The 15369-nt window shown below is 51.7% G+C and carries 13 protein-coding genes; 10 read left to right on the top strand and 3 right to left on the bottom strand.

Features of this window, described 5'->3' with window-relative positions; genetic code table 11:
• Window position 1: 1 nt before the first annotated feature.
• The gene (locus JR338_08790; GenBank protein ID QRN84401.1) at window positions 2-790 is read left to right on the top strand and encodes a 2-oxoglutarate oxidoreductase; all 789 of its coding nucleotides are present in this window, start codon (window positions 2-4) and stop codon (window positions 788-790) included.
• Window positions 791-792: 2 nt separating this feature from the next.
• Window positions 793-1341: a 2-oxoacid:acceptor oxidoreductase family protein gene (locus JR338_08785; GenBank protein QRN82516.1), complete on the top strand. Its 549-nt coding sequence runs from the start codon at window positions 793-795 to the stop codon at window positions 1339-1341.
• A 184-nt stretch (window positions 1342-1525) separates the two neighbouring features.
• Here JR338_08785 and JR338_08780 read toward each other — a convergent pair whose 3' ends face one another.
• Together JR338_08780 and JR338_08775 are read right to left on the bottom strand one after the other, a co-directional pair.
• Entirely contained in the window at window positions 1526-2194 is a 669-nt protein-coding gene (locus JR338_08780; GenBank protein QRN82515.1) for an ABC transporter ATP-binding protein, read from the bottom strand.
• 31 nt (window positions 2195-2225) lie between these two features.
• Complete coding sequence (locus JR338_08775) at window positions 2226-5393, bottom strand: hypothetical protein (protein QRN82514.1); 3168 nt, start codon at window positions 5391-5393, stop codon at window positions 2226-2228.
• Window positions 5394-5946: 553 nt separating this feature from the next.
• On the opposite strand from JR338_08775, the gene JR338_08770 reads away from it, so the two are divergent.
• Genes JR338_08770 through JR338_08760 form a run of 3 tightly spaced genes read left to right on the top strand, consistent with a single transcriptional unit; the run spans window position 5947 to window position 8912 of the window.
• Window positions 5947-7146, top strand: a complete 1200-nt coding sequence (locus JR338_08770; protein QRN82513.1) for a DegT/DnrJ/EryC1/StrS family aminotransferase — start codon at window positions 5947-5949, stop codon at window positions 7144-7146.
• Between the two features lie 14 nt (window positions 7147-7160).
• Window positions 7161-8045: a PH domain-containing protein gene (locus JR338_08765; GenBank protein ID QRN82512.1), complete on the top strand. Its 885-nt coding sequence runs from the start codon at window positions 7161-7163 to the stop codon at window positions 8043-8045.
• A gap of 18 nt (window positions 8046-8063) precedes the next feature.
• Entirely contained in the window at window positions 8064-8912 is an 849-nt protein-coding gene (locus JR338_08760) for a DUF92 domain-containing protein (GenBank protein ID QRN82511.1), read from the top strand.
• An 85-nt stretch (window positions 8913-8997) separates the two neighbouring features.
• Here JR338_08760 and JR338_08755 read toward each other — a convergent pair whose 3' ends face one another.
• A complete protein-coding gene (locus JR338_08755) occupies window positions 8998-9795 on the bottom strand; it encodes a fructose-bisphosphate aldolase (GenBank protein ID QRN82510.1) in 798 nt (265 codons plus the stop codon).
• A 185-nt stretch (window positions 9796-9980) separates the two neighbouring features.
• Between JR338_08755 and JR338_08750 the strand changes: the two genes are divergently transcribed.
• The 5 genes from JR338_08750 to JR338_08730 all read left to right on the top strand — a co-directional run bounded on the left by JR338_08750 (window position 9981) and on the right by JR338_08730 (window position 15362).
• Window positions 9981-11720 (top strand): alcohol dehydrogenase catalytic domain-containing protein, encoded by a 1740-nt coding sequence (locus JR338_08750; GenBank protein ID QRN82509.1) that lies wholly within the window; start codon window positions 9981-9983, stop codon window positions 11718-11720.
• Window positions 11717-13429: a C-GCAxxG-C-C family protein gene (locus JR338_08745; GenBank protein QRN82508.1), complete on the top strand. Its 1713-nt coding sequence runs from the start codon at window positions 11717-11719 to the stop codon at window positions 13427-13429. The genes JR338_08750 and JR338_08745 overlap by 4 nt, the downstream gene beginning before the upstream one ends.
• A 4-nt stretch (window positions 13430-13433) precedes the next feature.
• Entirely contained in the window at window positions 13434-13925 is a 492-nt protein-coding gene (locus JR338_08740) for a PTS sugar transporter subunit IIA (GenBank protein ID QRN82507.1), read from the top strand.
• Window positions 13926-13945: 20 nt separating this feature from the next.
• On the top strand, window positions 13946-14263 hold the full coding sequence (locus JR338_08735) for a PTS fructose transporter subunit IIB (protein ID QRN84400.1): 318 nt from the start codon (window positions 13946-13948) through the stop codon (window positions 14261-14263).
• Between the two features lie 67 nt (window positions 14264-14330).
• Entirely contained in the window at window positions 14331-15362 is a 1032-nt protein-coding gene (locus tag JR338_08730) for a PTS fructose transporter subunit IIC (GenBank protein QRN82506.1), read from the top strand.
• Window positions 15363-15369: the final 7 nt, after the last annotated feature.

Below are 15369 nucleotides of genomic sequence, written 5' to 3'. Positions count from 1 at the left end.
GATGACAATCGCAGAAGTACCTACCAAAGTTGTTTACAGCCGTCCGAAATCCCTGAATGACCGGGTAACGCATTATTGCCCCGGCTGCACCCACGGCATCGCCCACCGTCTGGTGGCCGAAGTGCTGGATGAGATGGGAATCGTCGAAGACACGATTGGCGTGGCTTCCGTTGGCTGTTCCGTATTTTCTTATAACTATTTCGATGTGGACTTTGTGGAAGCGGCTCATGGGCGTGCTCCGGCCATGGCAACCGGCATCAAGCGGGTTTATCCCGATCACATCATCTTCACCTATCAGGGCGATGGCGATCTGGCCTCGATTGGCATGGGCGAGATCGTCGGCGCGGCTTCCCGTGGTGAGAAGATCACCGTGATCTTCATGAATAACGCCAACTACGGCATGACAGGCGGCCAGATGGCCCCCACCACACTCCCCGGTCAGAAGACCACCTCTTCACCCACCGGTCGTGATGTCAAGCGCCAGGGTTACCCGATCCAGACCGCGGAATTACTTTCCACGCTGGAAGGCGCGTCCTATGTCGTGCGGCGCAGTCTGCACAACAACCGTGAGGTCCGCCGGGCCAAACAGGCGATCCGGACGGCCTTTGAAGTGCAGAAAGCCGGACTCGGCTTCTCACTGGTGGAATTGCTTTCCACCTGCCCGACCAACTGGGCGATGACCCCTGTAGAAGCTCGGGAATGGGTTGAGGAGCGGATGCTGCCGGTATATCCACTTGGTGACTACAAGATCTCTGCTGCTGTGGCAGAGTTGAATAAATTGGAGGGATGAGCATGCAACAAGAAGTGATCGTTGCCGGATTTGGCGGCCAGGGTGTGCTTTTTGCCGGAAAACTGCTGGCTTACACGGCTATGGAAGTTGGCAAAGAAGTGACCTGGATCCCATCCTATGGCCCCGAGATGCGCGGCGGTACGGCGAATTGTACCGTGGTGATTTCCGATGAGGAGATCGGTTCAGCTTTTGTGAAGAACCCCACCGCTGTGATCGCGATGAACAAGCCCTCACTCGATAAATTCGAGAAATTAGTGGCACCTGGCGGCGTGCTGGTAGTCAATAGCTCGATGGTGGACCGGCCCGTGGAACGGACCGACATCACCGTCGTGAGCCTGCCCGCCAATGAGATCGCTGAAGAAATCGGCAGCAGCAAGTCGGTGAACATGGTGGTGCTTGGCGCACTGCTAGGGAACCTGGATTTGGTCCCGATGGAAGCGGTTGAGAAGGCGCTGGATGGCCACACCCCCGAGCGGCATAAGAAATTCCTCAAGGGGAATATCGAAGCGCTGCATAAAGGTGCGGGGTATAAAGTCACTGAAGTGGCTTAGTTTTTAGCAGAAACGAAGTAAAAGCGACCCCCGGTGAAAGCCGGGGGTTTTTCTTGTCATTGCGAGGGAGCATCGGCACGATGCGACGAAGCAATCTACTGATCAATAAAGGTAACGAAAAAGGTCGCCCACAGAGGGGCGACCCTACGATATTTGATTCTATGCTGTCGGATGGTGTTTTCTCTTACAATCGTCCATCCTGCATTTGCAGCACGTCATCGGCGATATCAGCGATGCTGATGTCATGGGTCACGATGATCACGGTGTAGTTCTCCACGTGTGCCAGGTCTGAGAGCAGCTTGACGATCCGTTTGCCGGTGGCGACGTCGAGGTTGCCGGTCGGCTCATCTGCCAAAATCACCTGAGCGCCGCTGGCCAAAGCGCGGGCAATGGCGATCCGCTGTTGTTCACCGCCCGAGAGCATATTGGGGAAACGGTGATAGACCGTATCCGGCAGGTCTACCTTCTTGATGTAGTCTTTGGCGACCACAGCAGCTTCCTTGGGGCTATAGCCCTTCAGTTCGAGGGGATAGCACACATTTTCCAGGCAGGTCATCAAGGGGAAAAGGTTGAAGGACTGGTAGATCACCGCCACTTTTTCGCGCCGGTATTGATCCAGGTCAAAGGAATCCGTCGGCACGCCCTGGAACAGTATCTGGCCTTTTTCCGGCAGGGCCAGCCCGGCCATCAATGAGAGCAGTGTGGTCTTGCCGGAGCCGGATTTGCCGATGATGGCATAGAGCCGCCCTTTTTCAAAGGAAGTGCAGACGTCCTGGATGGCGGGGACGGATTGGTATTTATTGGTGTAGCTGTAAGTGGCATTTTCAATTTCAATGATTGGGTTCACAGTCATGACCTTCTTTCGCAATGGAATGATAACTTATTTATTCTTTAATGAAGAGGATATCCAATATCTTGGCCCTGCTCATCAAGTAAATGGCGATCGTAATACCCAATGCATAGAGCAGGATGAAGCCGATCAGGCTCAGGCCAAAGTAGGCGATCCAGGCGGGATTCACTAACAGAATGATTAAAACTGGTACGATCCCCAGCAGGAACAATAGCAATTGTTCGAGGAAGAACGCGCTGTACACATGGAAGCGCTTGGTGCCCAGGCTGCGCATGACGGCAAATTCGTGCAGACGGTTGCGGGTCAGCAGGTAGGAAAGGATGAAACCGATCACCGTGGAGAGTGCCAGCATGACGGGCCGGATGATGTTCATAAAGGCCAGGTGCTGATCAATGGATTCGATGGCATCCATCAGTGCTTTATCTTCGATCACGACAGCCAGCCTGTTCCGGTTGATGCTGCCGATTTGGCTGTAATAGTTATCTTCCAGATAGTCCCGGAAATCGGAGAGTTCCTGAGTATTCTTCATTAGGAATGTGGCGGAGTTGATAGTATCCGCCAGATATTCGTTAGAATATCTGGCATCCTCAGGAATTTCGCCGTCATAGATCATCAGCTCTTCATACATATAATCATATATGATCGGGATATCGGTAATCACTGCCCAGGGGGTATAGATGACCGGCGGACGGCTGCCCTGATAATAGGTGCCTGCCACCACAAAGTCATAAGCTTCCATCAATACGCCGCGATCCGGGATCGTCAGGTAAAGGGCGAGCCGTACTGTATCTCCTAGTTCAATACCATTTTCGTCAGCATAGCGATCGGGGAGAACGGCAAAGTATTCTAAATTTTTGAGAGAGTCGTTGCTATAGCCTTCCAGCCAGACCGTATCGGTCAGCAGGGCATCGCTGAATTCCGGCACGCCGGCGAAGCTATCAATGAAATAGATGAAAGGCATCTGGCGGACTTTATCTTCAAACCAGTCGTAGCCAAAGCGATTGGAGTGGTAGGGGACTTCTGGCCGGCGCGATAGGTTATAGGTGTGCCCTTCGGCGTCGGAGGATAGCCCCATCAGTGTGTAGTGCATTTTTGAGGTCAACATGACATCTTCAAAGAAATCGCTGTCTTCCGTGAGATCTTCACGAATGGACAATAGCGCGCCTTTTGGCAGTGGGTTGCGGATCATGGTCCAGGAATTTCTGGCTGTATAGTCCGGGTCTAAAAGTCTGAAGATATTGGCCTGTAATTGCAAGGGTACTTCTCTGGAATAACCCAGAAAGGTGGTCATATACGCTGTGGTTGGGACATCGTCGTAGACTGTCACAGCATTCAATTCCTGTTGGTGGGTGATGAGCCCAAGAGCCATAATGAAAGCGGCCAATAGAAAGGCCGTGACCGGTACGATCAGGCTGCGTAGGAAATTGCGGCGGATGGACCGGAGCGCAAAGCGCAGACTAACAGTTGGCATGTTGACAAAGGCCATGCCTTTGCCGACATGCAGCTTGGGGGCCTTGAATTCTTTGACCTTTTTACGTTTGGGTTTACGCAGGGTGGTCAGGGCAAAGATAATGGTGATGATCAGGATGATCAGGATCAGTGCGCCGGCAGAACTCCACCTTACCCAGGAAGCGGTGGCAATTTCCGGCACAAAGGTCGTTGGGATGCCCAATGCCCGTTCACTGTAACGTTCATCCTGCCCAGGAGCGTCCTGCAAGGCCTGCCAGACCGTTTCCGTCACCTGGACATCAAAGGCACCTGCGATCAGTGAGCCGACGATTGTCGCGATTAAAGCTACCAGCAGGATCCCATAAAGTAGATAGGAAACCGTCTTGGGACGACCGGTGCCCATCATCATCATAATCTGTGCGGTTTCCCGCTGACGGCTGATGAACAGATAGGAGAACAGGATGGAAACAGCCACACCGGCAACGGCGCTGATGGTCGTGAGGGTGATTGCCTGGCTTTTCAGGGTTTCGACCGGTTTGATCGCATTGGCATAGCCCTGGTCTTCCACAGTGACTTCAATGATTTCGGTGAGGTAGCCCTTGATGTGATTCAGATAAGATTCGACTTCTTTGTTGTCAATCTGGACTCGAAGGAACTCGTAATTATCCGGTGCTTTCTCCACCCAACTGGGGAAGGGCATATAGACGGTGAAGGATAGGCCTGGCACCTCATTGAAGATACCGGCGATGCGGATATTACCGTCATAGATGAAACCGTCTTCCTCCCAATAGCTGAATGCAGGGTCGCCCTGATCCGTGTAATGGAGTTTCAGAGGCCAGGTGTCGCCAACTTCCAGTCCCAATAAGGCGGCGACCCGGTCGCTGATATAGCAGACGTCCTGGTCCACGGTTTCAAGTGTGCCATCAGTGAGCTCAAATTCGCCATCCGTCAGCCAGGTCTGATTCTGGTGGAAAGCGGCCATGATGGGCAGATAGGAGGAAACCGTGACGGAGAAGGATTCGTCAATGATCTTGATCGATTGGATCAGTTGGTTCCACATTGCCCCTTCTTCTGAATCGAAATAATCGGGGCGGTCGGTGATGTCAATGATTTCCGGTGCGGAATCCAGTGCGCCAAGCGTGTGATTGGTCAAGTCGGAGGCTTTGATAAAGGTGGCAACACGGGTGTTGTTGACATAGGTGATCAGTGCTGCGCCAAAATATACATGACCGGATTCGAAATCGGGGATATTTTCACCATTCATCGTCAAGGGATTTACTTTAACGAGAATCAAATCGCCGACCTCATCCCCAAATATGGACTCGTGGGACATCACGACCCAGGTGTCATCGTCGTCAAAATAGCGCGGCGCAAAGGTGAAAATATTGACATAGGAAAAGGGGGACGCCTTTTGAACGATATCGGTGTCATCACCGGCATAGGCGAAGATATCACGTTCCGTATCGACAGCCATGACCGCTGGATGGTTAACCATGCCCTCAAAGTCCAGTTGGGCGAGGGTTTCCTGGAAAGCCTGGTCCGCCCAAGCGCCGTTTTCATCATGCAGGCCGCCATATTTCAGGGAGATGGTTGTGGTGAACTGCTCGTCGGCTTGTTGCAGCATCCGGTCAGCAGAATAGAGCATACTGCTGCCGAGGCTTACAAATAGGATCGCTGCGGAAAGCAGCAAGACGAATAAAATGCTCTTGAGAGGGGAGCGAAGGACACTCTTGGTACTGTGTTTTAACATCATAGGCATAATGTACTCTGTAGACTTGTTTGTTTCTATGTAGGTTGAATGCTGGGCGGGAAAAAGCGGATTCCCCCATGTGGGTGCAGGGATTGCCTCTTTCTATCTCATCCTAAATTGAATGATAAATAGTGTATCATTCTTTAGTTGGCTTAAAGGAACTGTAAACCTCTCCTGGGATGAAATTTGGATTAATCAGGATTAAAAACAGGTGGAATAGGGGTGATATTTAATGGATTGGCGTTTATGAACGCCATGAATTATAAAGCCTGCAATTATCAAAAGAGAAATAATTGTTTAAGGTTATTTCGGCAAAGATGTGTTGGTTTATCGGGGAATCAGCCTCGCATGGTTAATCGCAGGACTAAGGGAATGAACGATTCCGAGCCCTGATATATGCTGCCATCACGCCGTCAATAATTTTTTGCCCAAGATGGACATGGTTGGCTGTTAAGCATTACCCGTTATAATTAGGGCACCCCTGCAAATTGGTTGCAGGACGAACATTGAAAAAGAAAAATATTCTTATTTCAGATGATAACCTATGGAAGGTACTATGAAATTACGAATGTCATCTCCGGAACTTAATCAGGACGACCGTCAGGCTGTTCTGGATGTTGTGAACACACCCAATCTCAGTATGGGGCCAAAGATTGCCGCCTTTGAACAGGCTTTTTGTGATCTGACCGGTCGGAAGCACGCCATTGGCGTGAACTCCGGGACGGCGGGCCTGCATCTCTGCGTGCGAGCCAGCGGGATTGGCCCTGGCGACCTGGTAATCACCACGCCATTCTCCTTTGTGGCCTCAACCAATATCATCCTCTTCGAGAAAGCGATCCCGATCTTTGTCGACATTGATCCCGTCACGGGCAATATTGACACGGACCTGCTTAGGAAAGCTGTGGAAGATCTTTCTCTGGGCGGTGAGGCGGCGCAAAAATGGATGCCGAGAAAGCTGCCCGAGTTCAACGAGGGAAAGGTGGGCAAACTGAAGGCGCTGCTGCCGGTGGATGTGTTTGGCCAGCCGGCGGATTTTGATCAAATCAACGCGATCGCAAATCAGCATGGTCTGACCGTGATCGAAGATTCCTGTGAAGCGCTGGGCGGTGAATATAAAGGAAAACCGGCCGGTACACTAGCTGATTATGGTGTGTTTGCCTTTTATCCCAATAAGCAGATCACCACGGGCGAGGGTGGGATGATCGTCACGGATGATGATGAGGCCGCCGACTTTATGCGTGCCCTGCGTAACCAGGGACGGGCTGTGGGTGATACCTGGCTCCAACACACCTTCCTGGGCTATAACTACCGGATGGATGAGATGAGCGCGGCTCTGGGGCTTTCCCAGATCGGCCGTTTGGAAGACCTCCTTAAACATCGGTCCCGGGTAGCGGACTGGTATGCCAAACACCTGGCTGGCATTGAAGGGGTCACCCCTCCGCAATTGGTCCCAAACACCACGCGTGTCTCCTGGTTTGTGTATGTCATCCGGGTGGCACCTCAGATCGACCGGGATCGCTTTGCGAAAATCCTGGTGGAGAAGGGCGTGCCCGTGCGACCCTATTTTGCCCCAATCCATCTTCAGCCGTATATGATGGAGATGTTCGGCACTCAGGCGGGCGATTATCCCGTGACGGAAGATCTGGGTAACCGCAGCCTGGCGCTGCCTTTCTCCGGCGCAATGACGGAAGAGGAAGTGGTGGAAGTCTGCCAGCGCATTGCGGAAGTCCTACCAGCCGCCGAAAAGATGGCGTAGGCTGTTATTTTCTGATGGAAACCGAGTTTCTCCCTCCCCGCAGAACAGGTGTTTTGATCCAGGGCGCAATGGCGCTCTGGTTCCTGGCCGCGGGGGGATATTTCTTCTTTATTGCCGTACAGGATCAGGCCGGTCTGGATTTCATGCTGCACATGGTGATTGCCCTGGTACTGCTAGCCCCTCTCCCGGTGATCCTCTATCGCCTCTATGCCCTGGTTTCGTCGTCGTACACGCTCCGTCGGGATGGGCTGCGGATTCGCTGGGGGCTGCGCAGAGAAGACGTACCTCTCAATGACATTGAATGGATCAGACCGGCGAATGAAATGGGGTTCCGGCTGCCGCTGCCATGGCTGCGCTGGCCTGGGTCACTGATAGGCAACCGAAAGGTGTCCGAGTTGGGCCTTGTGGAGTTTATGTCCGCGGATATGGCGCATATGCTGTTGGTCGCCACGCCCGAAAGGGTCTTTGCCATTTCACCCGAGAATACCAGTGCCTTTATGATGCTGTTTCAACAGATGACCGAGTTGGGCAGTCTGGCGCCACTGGAGGCCCAATCCGTCTATCCAACCTTGCTGATCGGCCGGGTTTGGGAAGACAGAAGGGCCAGAATGTTGGTGATGATCAGCTTCATCATTGGTTTGGTGCTGTTGGCGGTGGATGCGATCGCCGTGACCAGGCTGGACGTGATTCCCTGGATCGGCGCAGGAACGACTGCACCTGCGGAACGATTGTTGCTGCTGCCGGTTTTGGATGGCCTGATCTGGCTGGTTGACCTTGTGATGGGGATGTTGCTCTTCCCCCGGGGTGGGGACATGCCACTGGCGGCCTATCTCCTTTGGGGCGCTTCCGGCCTTACCGGGCTGCTTTTATTGATTAGCAGTTTGATATTTATTTTTTGATCACTTTATCTGAGACCCATGATTGTTAAATTACTGATTGGACTAATCGCTGGGGTGGGCATTGCTGCCCTGGCCTATCGAGCGCGGTCATTGGACCTGAGCGGCGCGATCGCCGCAGGCGTGCTGGGGACGATTGTCTTTGGCCTGGGCGGCGTGGCCTGGGCGTTGGTTCTGCTAACCTTTTTCGTCACAGCCAGCGGACTATCTGTGATTTTCAAGGGGCGCAAATCCCGAATCGCCGATGATTTTGCCAAGGGATCCCGCCGGGATGCCGGGCAGGTCGCGGCAAATGGCGGTATCTCAGGTGCACTGGCGTTTGGATATTTTTTACTTTATATGGTCACCCCCCAGCATCCGCTCCTGCCGGCGCTTTGGCTGGGCTTTGCGGCCAGCCTGGCAGCAGCGAATGCTGACACCTGGGCTACTGAACTGGGCGTTTTGAACTCCCACCAGCCGATTTCATTGCGCACTTTTCAACGGGTTCCAGGGGGCACTTCGGGCGCGATCAGTTGGGTTGGCACGCTTGCGGCTTTGGCTGGCTCAGGAGTAGTCGCTGGGGTGGCTGTGCTGACCGGCCTGGCCGGGTGGGCGCCTGCAGGTGGATTAAGCCTGGGAGGTCAATTTGTGCTCATTTCTTTGGCGGGTTTACTGGGAGCGATGGTCGATTCGGCTTTAGGCGCCTGGGTTCAGGCGATGTATCATTGTCCGGCGTGCCAAAAGGATACCGAACGGCACCCGCTGCATAGCTGCGGTAGGGAGACGACCCTCGTGCGGGGAATAAAGTGGCTGCAGAACGACTGGGTCAATGCGGCCTGTACGCTCAGTGCAGCCATGGCAGCTGTTGTTATAACTTTACTTATCCAATAATTTAAATCTGTTGTGAAAATAAAAATCAGTCACTCATATCGAGTGGCTGATTTTTATTTGGGGAGTACGGAGAAAAGATGGAATACTAAATGGATGATTTAGCCAGTGCTTCTTCAGGGGTCATGCCTTCATGAACAACTTTCTTAATTGCCTGCAGCATCCTAGCTGGGTCGTCAGCCTGCCAGACATTGCGGCCCACAGCAACCCCTCTGCCACCGGCATCCATACAGTTTTTAAGTACGCCGAGGAAGTCCCGCGGGTTATCGGTTTTGTCACCACCTGAAAGCAGGACGGGGAGGGGGCTGCCCTCAATCACTTCCTGGAAGCTTTCTTTTGAGCCCGTGTAGTAGGTTTTGACGATGTCTGCGCCGTATTCAGCAGCCATCCGGGCGACGTGCTTGACTAATTTGACGTCGTAATCGTTTTCGAATCCATTGGGGTACATGATCGCCAGGAGGGGCATTCCCAACCGGTCACATTCCCGGGCGATGGCGGAGAGCCCCTTCATCATTTCGCTGGTTTTTTTCGGACCAACGAAGATGTGGGCGGAGACAGCTGTTGCGCCATAGATCATGGCATGTTCAACGGTGTCGCTCACGATGAAGTAATCTGGTTCCGGCCCGATGAAAGTGACCGAATCGATGGCGGCAATGTAGGGGATGTCATTTTCGATGAAATGTTTATAGACCTTCTTGATGATGCCAACCGGCATAAAGAACGTCTCGGGTTTTTCTTTTGCCAGAATGGAAACGGTTTTTTCGGGGTCAACGATTCCTTTGATCGGGCCGACCGCAGCGCCGTGATCCATGGCAACCATGACTGAGTTTCCGCTTTGCTTGTTGAATAGCCGCGATAAACGGACTTCTTTTCCAATTTCACTCATTTTTATAGCTCCAATTTGTTAACAATTATAGGCTCAAATTATCATTATGATAATTTAGGCGAGGTTTCATACCCCAATAATATCATAAAACGACAATAAACGCAAAAAATAATTGACAAACGACAATTAAATCTATATAATAACGTTAATAATTAGTAAACAGACATTAATTACACATCGAGGTCATGATCAGTATGAATTCCAATGCGTTGCAGCAGTATCAGAATGTTGAAAACCCCATTCCTGAAAGTCAATATGCCTGGCCCTTATATGGCGCCGGGATTGAAAAACTCGGTTTGAATGGCAAACCGGTTAAACGTGAAATCCCTGAGATCACCGCTGATGAATTGCTGATGCGAATTGATGCCGTCAGTTTATGTTACACGGATGTCAAGGAAATCTCCCTGGGCGATAACCACCCCCGATTGAAAGATCGTAACCTGCAGGAAAATCCAATTGTGCCCGGTCATGAGCTAAGTATGACGGTTATCAAGGTTGGGGATAACCTGAAGGATGAATATCAAGTCGGACAGCGTTACACCATCCAGCCGGATGTCTGGGTGGATGGCAAGAGCATTCCCTTCTCCTTTGGGATGGACGGCGCTTATCGCCAATTCGCCGTGATTGATCACCGCATCCTCAACGGTGACGCCGGTAATTACCTCATTTCGGTGCCTAGTGAGATGACCCATGCGGCTGCTGCCATCACCGAGCCCTGGGCGTGCGTGGAAGCTGCTTATCGGATGGGCTATCGCAGCCACCTGAAAGCTAGCGGCTCAATGCTGATCGTGGGCGGTGAGGGGACACGGTCCGGTTTTGTTCTGGATGACGATTGGGTCGCTGCCAACAAACCGGCGGAAATTTTCGTTTGTGACCTGCCCGCGGATTTAGTGGAGCGTGTTGAAGCCCTTTGCAAAAAAGAAGGCATTTCCTTCAAGGCCTGCTCCCACGCTGAACTTCAGGATGCGGAAGAGAGCTTTGATGACCTGCTGCTCCTGGATCTGGGTGCAAATGAACTGACTAATCTGGCTGAGAAACTGGCAAAGAATGCCGTAATTAGTTTTTATTTGAATGCCGGCATGGTTGAGCAGGTGTCCATTGACCTGGGTCGCCTCCACTATGATAACTACCAATACGTTGGTACGGATGGCTTGAACCTCCGTGAGGCTTATGACCGGAATCCCGCCCGGGTGGAATTCCTGGAAGGCGGCATCGCCTGGATTTTGGGCGGCGGCGGTCCGATGGGCCGGATGCACGTGCAACGGGCGATTGAATCGCAGGTTGGTCCTCGCAAGATCATTGTGACCGAGGTGACAGATGTCCGCCTGGAATCTATCCGAACCTTCTTTGGTCCCTTGGCTGAAAAATATGGCAAAGAGCTGGTCCTGCTCAACCCGGTGGAAGATGATGCTGGTTATCGCAAGGAAATGGAAAAAATCTTGGACGAGGGCGGCGTTGATGATGTTGAGGTCATGGTCACCATTCCTGCTATCATTGGGGATGCTTGCCAATATGTCGCCAAGGACGGCATGATCAACATTTTTGCCGGGATGAAACGAGGCGTGAGCCTGGCGGTGGATCCCATGCTGATCGCCGGTGAACGTCAGATCCGCTTCATTGGTCATAGCGGCTCCGGTCTTGACGACCAAAAAGCAGTTGTTGATCGGTGCCTGGCTAGCCAATTGGATACTAATCTTTCCGTTGCCGCCATTGGTGGGCTGATGGAAATCCCGGATGGCATCCGGGCGATGAAGGATTCGGTTTACCCTGGCAAGATCGTGATCTTTCCGCAATTTTCGGACCTCCCGCTCACAGGCCTGACCGAACTTGGAGAAGTACTGCCAGACGTCGCCAAGCTGTTGGGCGAGAACGATACCTGGAACGCCGCCGCTGAAGCAGCATTTTTTGAGAGCCAACTGTCATGAGCAATAATAGCGAAAAACAAATCCTCATCTGGGGTGCCGGTAGAATTGGCCGTGGTTTCATCGGTGACATCTTTGCCGACTCGGGATATGAGCTGAATTTTGTTGATGCCGCTCAGCCCCTGGTGGACTTGCTCAATGAGCAGGGTGTCTATACGGTGGTTCGCGCGTTTGGCGCGGATAATATCCAGCGCATCCCTGTAAGTCAATTTAAGGCCTATCACGTTTCGCAAAAGGATGTCCTGCAGAAGCTGGTCAATGAAGTGGATGTGATCGCCATTGCGACTTTCCCCAAGGTCTTTGAGGCAGTTGCTGTAGAATTACAAAAATTGATCCTCGCGCGTCGCAGCGTTCGGCCGAATGATCCCTTGGATATTATTATTTGCACCAATCTGGTGCATGCCGGGCCGGTTTTCTCCACGGCGTTGTATCAGGGACTTGATGCAGAACAACAAGCCTATTTTGACGAGAAAATTGGTGTGGTTGAATCACTGATTATTCGGATGGCGCCGCCAGCCCCCGCAGCTGAGGTTGAAAAAGATCCCTTGGTCGTGTGGACCAATGGTTATGCGGAGTTCCCGGTGGACGCGAGTGCCTTCAAGGCCGAACCACCTCAGATTGCTGCCTTCCGCTTGGTGACCGATATGCGGGCCGAAGAACAACGGAAGATGTACACCTATAATATGTGCCATGCCGTTCTGGGTTACCAGGGCTATCAGGATGGCTACAAATTGCTGGTGGATTGCCTGGCGGATCCAAAATTACGGACTGAAGCTGAAGGCGCGTTGAATGAGGTCAGCACCGCGCTCCAAAATCAATATGGTTTCACAGCGGAAGCGATGGCTAAATGGGTTGAGGGCGTCATTGACCAGACGAATAACCCGAGCATTGGTGACACTGTGGCTCGCATGGCTGCTGACCCGCTGCGGAAGCTCAAAAAAACTGACCGGTTGATTGGGCCTTCATTGCTTTGCCTGAAAAACGGCGTTGACCCCAAGTATTTGGTTCGAGCGATTGCTTATGCACTGCATTTTCGCACTGAGGATGACCCAAATTCCATAAAATTAACCGATGATATCGAAGATCACGGCTTGGAGGCAGCCCTCAAGACTGCTACCAGTCTTGGAGAGGACCCTTTGGAAAAGAAACTCATGGAAGCTATCAAAGCTGCTTATCAGCAGGCTGGAAAAGAAATTGACTGGCGGAAGAAAGCCAAAGAAGCCTATGATCTCGGTTTTAAATATGAATCAGTCTATCATGGCTGTGGTCAGTCTTCCTATGCGGCCATCTCTGAACTTCTGGGCACATTTGACCCCGAGGTGTTTAAAGCGGCCACTGGGCTTTGCGGCGGGATCGGTCTAAAAAATAATAACACCTGCTCCGCCTTCACCGGCGCGGTTCTGGCGATTGGTAATATCTATAACCGCCGTCGAGAACATTTTGATGGCAATCGTGAAACCAAGTATCAGAATTTCGATCTCGTTCAACAACTCTATGAAAAATTCACGACTGAATTCGGTGGGATTACCTGCGTCCATATCCACACAGTGAAATATGGCAGGCCATATGACCTGAGTGTGAAAGCGGAATCGGTTGCTTTTGAAGAAGCTGGCGGGCATGGACCAAACGGCTGCACGGATACAGTTGGCAAAGCCTGCCAATTCGCAATCGAAGCATTGGCCCCCATGCTCATCGAAAAAGAAGAGGAGTAGTCGCATGGATCTCCAGGAAATGCGGATCAGCGAAGTTATTCAACCATCAGCCATTGACCTTGAGTTACAGGGTATTCACAGCAAGGATGATGTGATTGCCTGTCTGGCCAAAAAGCTGGATGAGGCTGGTTTGTTGGTGGATAAGGACCTTTATATCCAATCCGTTTATGAACGGGAGGATATGGGTTCCACCTACATGGGTTTTGATATCGCAATTCCCCATGGGAAAAGTCCTGGGGTTCGTGAGGCAGGGATCGCTTTCGGCCGGTGCATGGATGGCTTTGAATATATTTCTCAGAATGATAAAGCCAATGTCAAACTGGTTTTTCTCCTGGCCATTCCAGACCGCACTTCTCCTGACGCCTATATGGCTGTTTTGGCCAAATTAGCTCGTTTGTTGGTTCATGAAGAATTTCGGGAAGCCCTTATGCTGGCGTCCAATTATGATGACGTCATTTCTGCAATTATCGAATGTGAGCAGTATCTAATGGATTAGACCAAAAAAAGGAGAGTTTTATTATGAAGATCGTAGCAGTGAGCGCTTGTAGTGCAGGTATTGCACATACCTATATGGCAGCAGAAGGCCTCAAAAAGAGTGCAAAAAAAGCTGGCGATGAGATCAAGGTCGAGATCCAGGGGTCAATGGGTCTTGAGCACCGTCTCAATCAAAAAGATATTGATGAAGCGGATCTGGTTCTGTTTGTGACCAATATCAATATTCGTGAGAAGGATCGCTTCAAAGATAAGAATGTGATCATGATGGATCCCGGTCAATTTATTGGTAAACCGGATGAGTCTCTTTTGCATGCAAAAGAGAAAGGAGGATTTGCATAAGCGAAATCAGCAGTCATCTTAGGTCTCTAAATCCAATTTTTATTTTTGTTATAAAAGGAGAGTTGTAATGAAAAAGTTCCTATCCGATTTGCAGCGGCACCTCTTAACCGGTGTGTCGTACATGATCCCATTCGTTGTTCCCGGTGGTATTTTGATTGCCCTGGGTTTCCTGTTCGGTGGCATCTATGTGTTTGAAGGCTCTGGCTTTGCTGCCCAACTGTTTTTCCTTGGTAAAGACGCCTTTGGTTTGATGGTCGCTGTCCTGGCTGGCTACATTGCCTACTCCATTTCTGATCGCCCTGGCATCGCCCCCGGTTTTGTGGGTGGTATTGTTGCTGATCGAATCGGCGCTGGTTTCATCGGTGGCATCATCGCCGGTTTGCTGGCTGGCTATATCGTCGAAGCCATCAAGAAAATCAGCGTTCCTGGCTGGCTGCGCTCTCTGATGCCTGTGCTCATCATTCCTTTGTTCGCAACCACAATTGTTGGCCTGTTGATGATCTACGTCATCGGCGGCCCTGTAGCCTGGTTGAACACCACTATGAGCAACTTCCTGAACAACATTGGGACTGGAAGTGCCTTACTCCTCGGTGCTCTACTCGGTGGTATGATGGCCCTGGATATGGGTGGCCCTGTGAACAAAGCTGCTTACTTCTTCGCCCTTGGCGTTGTTGAAGCCGCTGGCAACTATGCCCCCCTTGCTGCTGTCATGGTTGGCGGTATGGTTCCTCCTTTAGTTATTGCTTTGGCCATGTTGATTGCCAAGAACAAATTCACAGAGACCGAACGCGGTGGTCTGGCTGGCTGCTTCATTGGCGCTGCCACATTTATCACCGAATTCACTATTCCTTATGCTGCTGGTGATCCTGCCCGGGTGCTGCCCTCCATCATCGCTGGCTCTGCTGTTGGCTCCGCCGTCAGCATGGCCCTCGGTGTGACAATGACGGCTCCCCATGGTGGCCTCTTCGTGCTGCCTCTTGCTAATAAACCAATTTTGTTCATCCTCTCCATCCTGATCGGTGGTGTGGTTGGTGCGTTGGTGCTGGTTGCCCTCAAACCCAAAGTTGCTGCAGAAGAATCTGCTGCGGAAGCTCTCTAAGAGCTGC

The sequence above is a fragment of the Chloroflexota bacterium genome, assembly GCA_016887485.1.
Lineage (GTDB): Bacteria > Chloroflexota > Anaerolineae > Anaerolineales > Anaerolineaceae > Brevifilum.
The sequence above is the reverse complement of the archived record's forward strand: the minus strand, read 5'-3'. Positions and strand labels throughout refer to the sequence as shown.